Consider the following 11,332-nt stretch of genomic DNA (forward strand, 5'->3'; position numbering starts at 1 on the left):
CCCGCAGACCCTGGTGACCGATGTCGGGGTCCGCCTGCCCGCCCATCTCACCGCCACCGGCCGGGCCATCCTGGCCCACCTGTCCCGCCCGCACGTGCGAGCCCTGTTCCCCGGTCCCGCGGCCTTCCCCATGCGCACCGACCGCGGCCCGGCCGGGCCGGCCCAACTCCGTCAGCTGCTGCGCGCCGAGACCGAACGCGGCTGGGCGGTCGAGGACGGTTACGTGACAGCGGGTTTCGCCACCGTCGCCGACGCGGTGTTCGATCACGGCGGCCATCCCATCGCCGCGGTCGGCGTCACCCTGCGCCACCATTGCCCCGACGACGCCATCGAATGCGGCCAGACGTGGCCCCAACTGGCCGGCCGGGTCAAGGTCACGGCCGCTGCCCTCACCGCGGCCCTGCACGGCCGCCGCGGCGGGTCGTAACCGCTCTCGGCGGATCGAGAGGGCCTCAGCCGCAATCGACCACGAGCGCGGTGGTGTTGTCGGTTCCCCCGGCGTTCAGGGCGGCGCTGACGAGGGCCTCCGCGGCGATCGCGGCGGTGGCGCATCCGGCCAGGAGGTCCTTGACCACGGGCAGGTCGAGCCGCTTGTGGACGCCGTCGGTGCTCAGGAGCAGGCGCCCCTGGCTGGAACCCGTTGTGGCATAACCGATGGCCTCGGGAGTCACCGTGCGGGCCGAGGTGACCACGATGTGCTCGAGCCGGGGCGCCGGATGCATGCCGCGAGCCCGGAAGTGTTCGGCGGCGGTGTGATCAATGGTGATCTGGTGCAGGACACGGCCGTTCCAGCGGTAGGCGCGACAGTCGCCGACCCACGCGATCTCGACGGGGCCGCCGTTCACCGGCACCACCGCGACCACGAGCACCGCATCGGCCTTGTGCTCGGGGAACTGCCGCAGCAATTCCCATTGCGCCGCAAGGATTCCGGCCCTGGCGCCCAACCGCGCGCCGGCCTGCGCGGCCACCGCGGCGACGGTGCGCGCGGCCCGCGCGGCCAGTAGGTGATCGCCCACTCCGTCGGCGACGACGAAGGCGGTGCGCTCCATGGCCTGATCGGTCCAGCTGGACACGGCGTCGGCATTGATCGAGCGCGGCCCGCGCCTGCTCGCCGACGCGCCCGCGACACCGGTGACCCGAATCAAATCTCGACGAGATAACGCGGCGGTAACTCCAGTATCCACGGCCGGACTCCTATGACTCAGCAAAGCCCAATACTGCCTATCAGCAGCGATTTCAGTTAATCCGGCGGAGCCGTGTGCAACACCAGAGCCAACTGTGCGAATCCTGAGAGGTCGGTCACCGTTCGATCACCGGACTATCGGCGCACGGGCCAACTCCCCCACCGGATTCGGGCTCGAATCGCGTCCCCGCGCGCTCGGCCGGGATCCGCGCTCCGCTCGGCCGCACTCTGATACCGGCGACTTCGATCGACAGCATGCCGGGCCGACGACGCTTCGAGCAACTCGGGATGTCAGCAGGTCAGCAGCCTGAACATGGCCGTCACACCGGCAGGACCACGAGCCTCTGGGCGCTGTCGAACAGGTAGCGCTCGGCGACGCGGGCGGCGGCCAGAGCGCCCAGGGCCGCGGCAGCCAGCAGCATATACATCACCACGATCTGATACCGAATCGCCGTCAGCGGCTCCACCCCGGCCAGGATGAGGCCCGTCATCGCGCCGGGCAGGCTGATCAGGCCGACGACCTTGGTCGCGTCGATCACGGGCGCCAGGGCGGTTCGCAGGGCCGAGCGCCGATACGGCAGAAACGCCTCGCGGGCCGACAGGCCCAGGGACAGGCGCGCCTCGATGGCGGGGCGGGCCTCGCGGGCGTCCTCGCGCAGCCGGCGCAACGCGACTCCGGTGGCCTGCATGGATCCCGAGACGATCATGCCGCCGACCGGCACCACCACCCGCGCCTGCGTGGAGATGACGTGCAGCAGCATCAGGGCGCCCAGGGTGATGACCGAGCCGAACGCGACGCCGATGGTCGCCGAGCGGATCGAATGCGGCAGGCCCGCGCCGCGTCGTCCGGCGACCTGTCCGGCGATGATGATCATCAGCACCACCCAGACCAGCGCGCCCGGCAATCCGGTGTGCCGGAAGACGACCAGCAGGATCGCACCGACCGCGATCAGCTGCACTCCGGCGCGAACCGAGGCGATCAGCAGCTCACGGGTCAGGTGCAGATGCTGGCGGTAGGCGATCAGCGCGGCCAGCACGACGAGTAGCACCGACGCACCGACGCCGGTCCAGTCGGGGACCGAAAGACCCTGGACCATCACATCTTCCGTTCGTCGAGCCGAGGCTGTTCGTCGAGCCCAGCCCGTTCACCGAGCGCGCCGAGCGGGTTCAGCCGACCGCCGTCCAGCAGCATGATCTCGTCGGCGACCGTGCCGACGAACCCGCTGTCGTGGCTCACCAGAACCACCGCGCCGCCGCCCGCGGTGTGTTCGGCGATCAGGGTCGCCACGGCCCCGGCGGCCACCTCGTCCAGCGCCGAGGTCGGCTCGTCCAGGACCAGCACCTGTGGCTGCACGGCCAGCCCACGGGCCAGGCACACCCGTTGTGCCTCGCCGCCGGACAGCTCGGCGCATTGCCGGTGCAGGAAGGTCTCGGGCAGTCCGGCCCGGGCCAGCAGCGGGACAACCTGGGAGTCGGTCAGATCGCGACGCCCCACCCGCACCTCGTCCAGCACGATCTGTTCCAGCAGCGTCGCCTTCTGCGGGATCACGCCCACCCGGCGGCGCAGCTCGAGCACGTCGAGTTCGGTGATCGGCACATCGTCGAGCAGGATCCGCCCGCTGCTCGGCTCGCCGAGCCGGTTGAGCAACCGCAACAGCGTGGTCTTGCCGACGCCGCTGGGCCCCACGATCGCCGTGCATCGCCCGCCCGGCAGGGTCGCGGTGACGTCGGTGAATACCGGCGTCGCGCCGTAACTCACCCCCACTTGCTCCAGAACGATGCTGTGCACGTCACCACCCTGCCCCACCCGGCACGTCCGCGCATCATCAGGCCACACGAACGGCGCAAACCGGCCACAATTTCCGGCGATCTCCGGCCGAGGACCGAACGGTCGATCGGCCGGGCGCGAGCTGTGGGCGCAACGCAAACGCGCCGACTCCGGAACTTCGGAGTCGGCGCGCTTGCGGAACAGCTGTTGCCGGGGGCCTACGTGGTCCGCTGACGGCCCGCGCGGGCACGACGACGCTCGGCCCGCAGTTCGGCGAGTTCCTGCTCCAGCGTCTCGGCGATGCGGAACTGGCCGGTGTCGTAGGCGTTGAGCGAATCGTCCTGTGCGCCGTTCGCGTCGCCGCCGTCGTGAGCCTCGGAGCCGTTCGAGCCCTCCGGGGCGTGGGCCTTGCCGTTGGCGGCGGGCCTGCCGTTCTGCGGGGCGCCGCCCGATTCGTGGCCGTTGACATCCTTGCTGGTCAACCAGCCCTCACCCGAACTGCGGAAGTCCGTTGGCGCGGAGCGGTTCTCCCGGGCGGCCGCGGGTTCCTCCACGGTCTGGGACCGGAACGAGAGGGTGGGATCGTCCGCGTCGACCGTGGAGGGCTTGTCGGGCTCCTCGGTGACCTCCACGGTGTCCGCGACGTCGTCGACCTCGACCCTGCCCGGAAGCGCCGTCATCGCGCCGCTGGGCCTGGTCACGTCGGGGGAGACGTTCTGGCGGAAGAAGCTCACGAACGTCGGCATGGTCTGCCGGACCTGGTCGGCCGGATCGGGCAGATCCTGAATCTGGTGCGTCGCATGAGAAATGGCCAGCCCGTACCGTGAGCTGGCGGCGTGGTGGATGAGCAGCGCGACACCGATCATGACCGGCGCGACCGCGTGCACACCGACGTTGTACCACTCGCCGCTGCGGATGTACGGGTAGGTGTTGAGGCCGACAGTCAGTGACAGCAGCGCCATTTCGGCCAGGGCGACCTGCCTGCGGCTGTCCAGAATGCCCCACTCGGCGACCTTGTTGGTGCCGATCATGATGATGACCAGACAGACGCTGATCATGGCCTCGAGCAGGTAACTGAACCAGTACAACGGATCCGACGGACCACCGGGGGCGATGTTGTGCTGCACGTTGACCGCCGACCACAGCATGCCCGCGGCCACGACGCCCGCGAGGGCGCGCAGCGACCAGGCCCGATGCCGGTACAGCGACGCGAGTTTCGCGTGCGGGCTGGATTCACGCCGCTGTGCGGCCAGGGCACGGCGAGCCAGCAACAGATCACGCATGTCGGCCTTCGCGATTTTCTGAGAGGTGGTCCGGGCTTCGTCGGAGGCGTGCGCGGCCGCCTGGACGTGTTTCCAGCGCTGGTCGCGCTCGGCCTCTCGGATCTTCTCGGCGAGTTCACGTTCGGCGTGCAACTCGTCTTCGGACAGGGCCTCGGTCAGCGCGGGGTCGAACTGGTAGGCCAGCCGTCCACGGGCGTGTTCGACCCGTCTAGCCAGATGCGTGACGTCGTCCTCCGCAGGGCGCTCGATGGTCATCGCACCTCCACATGGGCGAGATAGGGCGGCAGCCAAGGGGTCACGGTTGGTAGCGGCACATAGCATTAATAGTCGATCGACCGCCATTAGCGAAACCGTATGTTTGCCAACGATGGCAGAAACACGGCGTGTCGCGCGCGCCACGCCCATAAGTCTCGCTCGACGCCGTCCATGGGGCTGAACCCCTACCAGCGAACCTTACAAGCACGACGCGATAACGAATGCACGGCTCGTCCGTTTCGCCCAGGGCTGAAATCGTAATCCCCTGCGGGCGTGTCACTTCTTACCACGCACTTACTACCCGGCGGTACGTTGGGGATCGGACGGCCCTGGGCCGCACATCCGATAGCGGCCGCATCGGGCCGCCGGAAACAGCGAGGACACGATGGTCGATACCGAAACCCCCCACCGCATCGAAGACATCGGCGACGACTTCTTCGCCGATCCCCACGCCTACTACGCCCGCTGGCGCGAATACGGCCCGGTCCACCAGATTCGGTCGCCTCGCTCCGGGATAGGCGGGTGGGTGATCACCGGTTACGAGGAGGCTCGCGCGGCACTCGCCGACACTCGGCTGCTGAAGAACTCCGCCGGTGTCCGGGCGATCTTCGAACGCAAAGATCCTGGCGGGGCACGGTTTCCGGGCGGACTGGACCTGTCCGCGCACATGCTGAGCACAGATCCGCCGGACCACGCGCGGCTGCGCAAGATGGTGAACAAGGCGTTCACCGCCCGCAGCGTGGCCGCGCTGCGCCCGCGCATCCAGGAGATCACCGACGACCTGCTGAACGCGATGGAGGGCCGGGACGAGGTCGATCTGTTGCAGGCCTTCGCCTTTCCGCTGCCGGTCGCGGTGATCTGCGAGCTGCTCGGCGTGCCGTTCGAGGACCGCGAGCGGTTCCAGCGCTGGACCAAACTCCTGCTCGGCGGCGCGGGCGCCAGCGAGCAGGAGGTGATGACCGGCGGGGCCGAAATGTCGCGGTACCTCAACGATCTCGTACAGTCCAAGCGCGAGAATCCGGGCGAGGATCTGCTGTCCGTGCTCACCCACACCCGCGAGCAGGACGACCGCTTCACCGAGCAGGAACTGGTGTCGATGGCCTTCCTGCTGCTGGTCGCCGGGCACGAGACGACAGTGAACCTGATCGCCAACGGCGTCAACGCGCTGCTGCGCGATCCGGAACAGTTGCGGACGCTGCGCGAAGACCTCGACCGGGTGCCCGCCGCGGTGGAGGAGTTCCTGCGCTACGAGGGACCGGTCGGCTGGGCCACCATCCGGTTCACCGGGGAGCCGGTGCGGATCGCCGATACGGAGATCCCGGAGGGTGAACTGGTCTGGGTCGCCCTGGCCGCGGCCGACCGCGACCCCGACCGCTATGCCGACGCCGGCAGGCTGCGCGTCAGCGGCGATACGAGCGGACATCTGGCCTTCGGTCACGGCATGCACTACTGCGTCGGCGCACCACTGGCGCGGATGGAGGCCGATATCGCGTTCCGGAGTCTGCTCCAGCGGTTCCCGGGTCTGGCGCTGTCCCCGGATGCCTCCGCGCCGACCTGGCAGCCCAGCACGCTGATCCACGGCATGGCCGCGTTCCCCGTACGGCTACAGGCGGCCTGACGATAACAACGGCGTGTTGATCGAGCAGCCGATATCCCCACTACCTGCCGTGACACCGGGAAAAATGTAACACGTTTCATTCATCGGTGTAGCGAAGCTGTATTTACTTAATCCGCTCGTGGCGGTTAACCTCGGGCGGACGCTTCAGCAGCGCCGCAGGAACAGAAGGGAACGTCCTATGCAGATCAACAACGCCGTCGCCGTGGTGACCGGCGGCGCCTCGGGCCTCGGCCTGGCGACCGTCAAGGAACTGCACGGCCAGGGCGCCAAGGTCGTGATCATCGACCTGCCGTCCTCCAACGGCGAGGCCATCGCCAAGGAACTGGGCGAGGGTGCGGTGTTCGCCGCGGCCGATGTGACCAACGAGGAGCAGGTCGCCGCCGCGCTGGACGCCGCGCAGGCGCTCGGCACCCTGCGTATCGCGGTGAACTGCGCGGGCATCGGCAATGCGATCAAGACGGTGAGCAAGAAGGGCGCGTTCCCGCTCGACGCCTTCACCAAGGTCGTCACGGTGAACCTGATCGGCACGTTCAACGTCATCCGCCTGGCGGCCGAGCGCATCTCGGCGGGTGAGCTAGCGGGCGAGGAGCGCGGCGTCATCATCAACACCGCCTCGGTCGCGGCGTTCGACGGCCAGATCGGTCAGGCCGCGTACTCCGCGTCCAAGGGCGGCATCGTCGGCATGACACTGCCGATCGCGCGCGATCTGGCGAGTGTGAACATCCGCGTCGTCACCATCGCGCCCGGCCTGTTCCACACCCCGCTGTTCGCGTCGCTGCCCGACGAGGCCATCTCCGCGCTCGGCGCGCAGGTGCCGCATCCGGCACGCCTGGGCGACCCCACCGAGTACGCGGCGCTGGCGCGGCACATCGTGGAGAACCCGATGCTCAACGGTGAGACGATCCGCCTCGACGGCGCCATCCGCATGGCGCCGCGCTGAGTTCGCGAGTGCGTCACCGATGAGACCCGGTCCCCAGGACCGGGTCTCGTTCATTTTCGCCCTGAGCCTTTTGGCGACGCCCGAAACGGGTACGCGATCGTTATCGGATTCACGTGCGAGGAGTGATCAGGGATGATCCAGGCGCCGATAACCGGTACCGCACGACGCTCGGGCTACGGCCCGAACAGCTATGACAACATCGAGGTCCGCTTCGGCAAGATGGCCGGTTGCCGCCCCGGGGATCCCCGGCGCGAGGTGCGGCGGGCGGAGATCATCCGGCTGTGCCTGCCGCTGGCCGACCACATCGCGCGCAGGTTCACCGGACGCGGCGAGGGGCGTGAAGATCTCGAGCAGGTCGCCCGGGTCGGGCTGGTGCTGGCCGTCGACCGTTACGACGTCGCCCGCGACACCTCGTTCCTGTCCTTCGCGGTCCCGACCATGATGGGCGAGGTGCGCCGCCACTTCCGCGACCACACCTGGGCAGCCCAGGTACCACGACGACTCAAGGACCTACAGCGACGGATCGGCCCGGCCACCGAGCGAATGGCCCAGGCGCTCGGCCGAATGCCGACCACCCGCGAACTGTCGACCGAACTCGGCATCGATATCGCCGACCTCACCCAGGGCCTACTCGCCGCAAACGCCTACCGCCCCAGCCCACTCGACGAGAACGACGACGAGAACGCCTCGCTCGAAGCAGATTTCGGCATCGACGAACCCTGCTACCGCCTGACCGAAGACGCCGTAACAGTCCGCCCGCTGATCGCGAAACTCCCCCCGTCCGAACGCCGCATACTGATCATGCGATTCTTCGAATCCAAGACACAGTCGCAGATCGCACGCGTAATGAACATCTCGCAAATGCAGGTGTCACGCATCCTGCTGCACACCCTACGACTGCTCCGCGAGCAGGCCCTGACCGATCAGCCAGGGCCCGCCTCGCAGGGTTGATTCGAACTAGCTCGACGGTGCGGGCTTGGGCTTGGCCGACGGCGCCGCTCCCGCCTGCCGCCGCGTCTTGCGCAGCTCACGCCGCGTCGCGGCGTGATCACGGGTCGAACGCCAGTAGCCGCTCAGGATCAGGCTCAAGCCGAGCATTCCGACCGCGCCGACGACGATGCCGCCGATGAACAATATCCCCGCGGAGCTGCTGAAATAATGGCCGAACACGCTGAATCCGTTCGATACAGCGTGGGCTGTGCCGAGGTTCGCGCTGACTGCGGCCGCCCCGACGACTATCGCGGCGATCAACAAAACCAATCCGATAATGATCATGATAATTCCAACCCCTCAGGGGAGATGAACGGTAACACTGAGCGCGATTCCCGCACAGCCGTCGAATAAACCGACGACCAGCAGACGTTTCGCAACGATCCCTGGGGTTACCCGGTACAGGACGCCGGTCGTGACGATCGGCGTCGCTGCAATCGGGTTGAACACTGGCCCACGCGATCGAAGACCCGCCGGACACCCCGGTGGACCGCAACGACAGCGGAAGGAACCAGAACCAATGTTGATGCTTACCCCCACGGCCGTACAGGCCGTACGCGCCATTACCGACGCGCAGGGTTCGCCGGAGGGCTCCGGCCTGCGGATCTTCACCGCTGCCGGCGCCGAGACACTGCAGCTCTCGGTGGCCGAGGCGCCCGCGGAACAGGATCAGGTCCTGGCCGCGGAGGGATCCCGGATCTTCCTGGACGAACAGGCCGCCAACATGCTGGACGACAAGATTCTCGACACCGAACTGGACAAGGACGGCAACGGAGCCTTCGTCGTGCTCCCCCAGGGCCAGAACATGGCGGCGGACGGCCAGGCGCCGGCGGAAGCCTGACGCCTGCCCACCGTCGCGGCGCGGTCGCTGATCGCGCAGCCTGTCTACCGGCGATAACCCGAGCAACGCGCGTGCGCACCGGGTATTCCGGCTGCTCATCCAGCACGCGCGTTGCTCGGTAACCTCGAACCTTTCCTGTCGACCACTTCGGGAAATGGCAGGTTGCCTCGCGGAGACGCCGGGGTTGCCGGGTGGCGACAACGGCGCGGCGTGGACTGCGCGGTCCACCGGCGCGAACTAGGCTCGCGCACATGAGGATTCGACGGTGGCGGCGGGTGTACCTGGCAGCCGAGTACGCGGCGCTGTTCTTCGGGGCCACGACCGTGTACAACGCGAAGCTGCGCGGTACGCCACCCATTCCGGTGCTGCTGGCGCTGGCCTTGGGCGCCAACGCCTACCTGCGGCGCTCGGCCGGATTCGACCGCGCCGCGCTGTGGCGGCCCGACGCGCTGCGGCCCAAGGCCGGGCCGATGGCCGCGCTCGCGGGCGCCAGCGCACTCGGGCTCACGGGGGCGGTGGCGGCGCTGCGGCGAGAGCACCTGTTCGAGCTTCCCCGCCGCGCCCCGTGGCTGTGGGCGGCGGTCATGGTGCTGTATCCCGTGCTGAGCGTGTATCCGCAGGAGTTGATCTACCGATCGTTCCTGTTCCACCGGTACGCGCCGGTCTTCGGCGACGGGCTCGGGCTGGTGGCCGCGAGCGCGGCGGCCTTCGGCTACGTGCACATCGTGTTCGGCAGCTGGATCTCCGTGGTGCTCAGCGGTGCGGGCGGGTGGATCTTCGCCCTGCGCTACCTCCAGACCGATTCGCTGTTCACGGCGTCGGCGGAACACGCGGTGTACGGGATGATGGTCTTCACCGTCGGTCTGGGGCAGTACTTCTACCACGGCGCGGCGAACGGACGGGCGCTGCCGTCGCGGTGAGCGGGAACTTTTGACCGGAATCCACCTCATTACCTCTGTTTCGGGTGGATCCCGGTCAAAAGCGTGCCGGACGGCGAAATTTCGCCGCACCGACGATGAGACCCCTAGGCAACGACCTCTTGTGCCAGATCGTCCTTCACCCCGGCGACCTCCTCCGGGCGCAGGATGTGGGCGAGGCGGTCGGCGGGCAGCAGACCCTTCTCCAAGACCAGCTCCGCGACGCCGCGGCCGGAAACCAGTGCCTCCTTGGCGATCTCGGTCGCGGCGGTGTAGCCGATGTACGGGTTCAGGGCCGTGATCAGACCGATGGAGTTCTCGACCATCGCGTGGGTGACCTCCGCGTTGGCGGTGATGCCGACGACGCAGCGCTCGGCCAGGGTCAGGCAGGCGGCGCGCAGATGCATGATGCTCTTGGACAGCGAGTGCAGGATGATCGGCTCGAAGGCGTTGAGCTGCAACTGCCCTGCCTCCGCGGCCATCGTGATGGTCATGTCGTTGCCGATGACCTCGAAGGCCACCTGATTGACCACCTCCGGGATCACCGGATTGACCTTGCCGGGCATGATCGACGAACCCGCTTGCCGCGGGGGCAGATTGATCTCGTTGAAGCCCGCGCGGGGGCCCGAGGACAGCAGCCGCAGATCGTTGCAAGTCTTGGACAGCTTGACCGCGATGCGCTTGAGCACACCGGACAGCTGCACGAAGGCGCCGCAATCCTGCGTGGCCTCAACGAGATTCGCGGCCGTCACCAACGGCATTCCGGTGATCGCCGCCAACTGCCCGCGCGCGGACTCACAGTATCCGGCAGGGGCGTTCAGGCCCGTGCCGATCGCGGTGGCGCCGAGGTTGATCTCGTGCATGAGTCGCACGGCCTCGGCCAAGCGGCTCTGGTCCTCCTCCAACATCACCGCGTACGTGGAGAATTCCTGGCCCAGCGTCATCGGCACCGCGTCCTGCAGCTGGGTGCGGCCCATCTTGAGCACGTCCCGGAATTCCACCGCCTTGGCCGCGAAGGCTTCACGCAGCACCGTCATCGCGTCCAGCAGCTCGGCCACAGCCAGAATGGTGGCGATGCGCACCGCGGTCGGATAGGCGTCGTTGGTGGACTGGCTGAGATTGACATCCTCGTTCGGGTGCAGGTGGGCGTACTCGCCCTTGCCGTGCCCGAGCAACTCGAGCGCCCGGTTCGCGATGACCTCGTTGGCGTTCATATTGGTGGAGGTGCCGGCGCCGCCCTGAATGACATCCACGATGAACTGATCGTGCAGCAGACCCTCTTCGCGAATCTCCTTGCACGCTCGCACGATTGCCGCCGCCTTGTCCGGGCCGAGCAGTCCGAGATCGGAGTTCGCGCGCGCGGCCGCCTCCTTCACCGCGGCCAGGGCGGCGATCAGATGCGGATACGCGGCCAGCGAGGTTCCGGTGATCGGGAAGTTCTCGCTCGCGCGCAGGGTGTGGACACCCCAGTACGCGTCGGCGGGAACGTCGCGGTCGCCGAGCAGATCATGTTCACGGCGGGTGGGCAGGGCGGAGG

The 11,332-nt window shown here is 68.1% G+C and carries 12 protein-coding genes; 6 read left to right on the plus strand and 6 right to left on the minus strand.

Annotated features, from left to right (window positions below):
- Positions 1-427 (plus strand): IclR family transcriptional regulator domain-containing protein (locus tag JZ791_RS41735; RefSeq protein WP_305802153.1); only part of this gene is annotated, 427 nt, incomplete at its 5' end.
- 25 nt (positions 428-452) lie between these two features.
- Here JZ791_RS41735 and JZ791_RS41740 read toward each other — a convergent pair.
- The 4 genes from JZ791_RS41740 to JZ791_RS41755 all read right to left on the minus strand — a co-directional run bounded on the left by JZ791_RS41740 (position 453) and on the right by JZ791_RS41755 (position 4,489).
- On the minus strand, positions 453-1,184 hold the full coding sequence (locus JZ791_RS41740; protein WP_216903128.1) for a PP2C family protein-serine/threonine phosphatase: 732 nt from the start codon (positions 1,182-1,184) through the stop codon (positions 453-455).
- 319 nt (positions 1,185-1,503) lie between these two features.
- Positions 1,504-2,280 carry an ABC transporter permease gene (locus JZ791_RS41745; protein WP_216903129.1) on the minus strand — a complete coding sequence of 259 codons (777 nt, stop codon included), beginning with the start codon at positions 2,278-2,280 and terminating at the stop codon, positions 1,504-1,506.
- Positions 2,280-2,972: an ABC transporter ATP-binding protein gene (locus JZ791_RS41750; RefSeq protein WP_308163451.1), complete on the minus strand. Its 693-nt coding sequence runs from the start codon at positions 2,970-2,972 to the stop codon at positions 2,280-2,282. The genes JZ791_RS41745 and JZ791_RS41750 overlap by 1 nt, the downstream gene beginning before the upstream one ends.
- A gap of 197 nt (positions 2,973-3,169) precedes the next feature.
- Complete coding sequence (locus tag JZ791_RS41755; protein WP_216903130.1) at positions 3,170-4,489, minus strand: hypothetical protein; 1,320 nt, start codon at positions 4,487-4,489, stop codon at positions 3,170-3,172.
- A 385-nt stretch (positions 4,490-4,874) separates the two neighbouring features.
- Here JZ791_RS41755 and JZ791_RS41760 point away from each other — a divergent pair, with 385 nt between their 5' ends.
- The 3 genes from JZ791_RS41760 to JZ791_RS41770 all read left to right on the plus strand — a co-directional run bounded on the left by JZ791_RS41760 (position 4,875) and on the right by JZ791_RS41770 (position 7,998).
- Complete coding sequence (locus tag JZ791_RS41760) at positions 4,875-6,107, plus strand: cytochrome P450 family protein (protein WP_216903131.1); 1,233 nt, start codon at positions 4,875-4,877, stop codon at positions 6,105-6,107.
- A gap of 178 nt (positions 6,108-6,285) precedes the next feature.
- Positions 6,286-7,047: a 3-hydroxyacyl-CoA dehydrogenase gene (locus tag JZ791_RS41765; RefSeq protein WP_216903132.1), complete on the plus strand. Its 762-nt coding sequence runs from the start codon at positions 6,286-6,288 to the stop codon at positions 7,045-7,047.
- Positions 7,048-7,179: 132 nt separating this feature from the next.
- Positions 7,180-7,998 (plus strand): SigB/SigF/SigG family RNA polymerase sigma factor, encoded by an 819-nt coding sequence (locus JZ791_RS41770; protein ID WP_216903133.1) that lies wholly within the window; start codon positions 7,180-7,182, stop codon positions 7,996-7,998.
- 6 nt (positions 7,999-8,004) lie between these two features.
- Here the strand turns inward: JZ791_RS41770 and JZ791_RS41775 are convergent, their stop codons facing one another.
- Positions 8,005-8,322, minus strand: coding sequence for a hypothetical protein (locus JZ791_RS41775; RefSeq protein WP_216903135.1), 318 nt, complete (start codon positions 8,320-8,322; stop codon positions 8,005-8,007).
- A gap of 235 nt (positions 8,323-8,557) precedes the next feature.
- On the opposite strand from JZ791_RS41775, the gene JZ791_RS41780 reads away from it, so the two are divergent.
- Both JZ791_RS41780 and JZ791_RS41785 read left to right on the plus strand, forming a co-directional pair.
- Entirely contained in the window at positions 8,558-8,878 is a 321-nt protein-coding gene (locus tag JZ791_RS41780; RefSeq protein WP_216903137.1) for a hypothetical protein, read from the plus strand.
- A 251-nt stretch (positions 8,879-9,129) separates the two neighbouring features.
- Positions 9,130-9,798, plus strand: a complete 669-nt coding sequence (locus tag JZ791_RS41785; protein ID WP_216903138.1) for a CPBP family intramembrane glutamic endopeptidase — start codon at positions 9,130-9,132, stop codon at positions 9,796-9,798.
- A 104-nt stretch (positions 9,799-9,902) separates the two neighbouring features.
- Here JZ791_RS41785 and aspA read toward each other — a convergent pair whose 3' ends face one another.
- The gene (gene aspA / locus JZ791_RS41790) at positions 9,903-11,324 is read right to left on the minus strand and encodes an aspartate ammonia-lyase (RefSeq protein ID WP_216903142.1); all 1,422 of its coding nucleotides are present in this window, start codon (positions 11,322-11,324) and stop codon (positions 9,903-9,905) included.
- Positions 11,325-11,332 lie beyond the last annotated feature (8 nt).

The sequence above is a fragment of the Nocardia alni genome, assembly GCF_019038435.1.
GTDB classification, from domain to species: Bacteria; Actinomycetota; Actinomycetes; order Mycobacteriales; family Mycobacteriaceae; genus Nocardia; species Nocardia alni.

Excerpts from the sequence above, each read along its gene's own strand:
- JZ791_RS41780 (WP_216903137.1), top strand. The coding sequence starts at position 8,558 with ATGTTGATGCTTACCCCCACGGCCGTACAGGCCGTACGCGCCATTACC.
- JZ791_RS41775 (WP_216903135.1), bottom strand. The coding sequence starts at position 8,322 with ATGATCATTATCGGATTGGTTTTGTTGATCGCCGCGATAGTCGTCGGG.
- JZ791_RS41785 (WP_216903138.1), top strand. The coding sequence starts at position 9,130 with ATGAGGATTCGACGGTGGCGGCGGGTGTACCTGGCAGCCGAGTACGCG.
- JZ791_RS41755 (WP_216903130.1), bottom strand. The coding sequence starts at position 4,489 with ATGACCATCGAGCGCCCTGCGGAGGACGACGTCACGCATCTGGCTAGA.
- JZ791_RS41770 (WP_216903133.1), top strand. The coding sequence starts at position 7,180 with ATGATCCAGGCGCCGATAACCGGTACCGCACGACGCTCGGGCTACGGC.
- JZ791_RS41765 (WP_216903132.1), top strand. The coding sequence starts at position 6,286 with ATGCAGATCAACAACGCCGTCGCCGTGGTGACCGGCGGCGCCTCGGGC.
- JZ791_RS41745 (WP_216903129.1), bottom strand. The coding sequence starts at position 2,280 with ATGGTCCAGGGTCTTTCGGTCCCCGACTGGACCGGCGTCGGTGCGTCG.
- JZ791_RS41760 (WP_216903131.1), top strand. The coding sequence starts at position 4,875 with ATGGTCGATACCGAAACCCCCCACCGCATCGAAGACATCGGCGACGAC.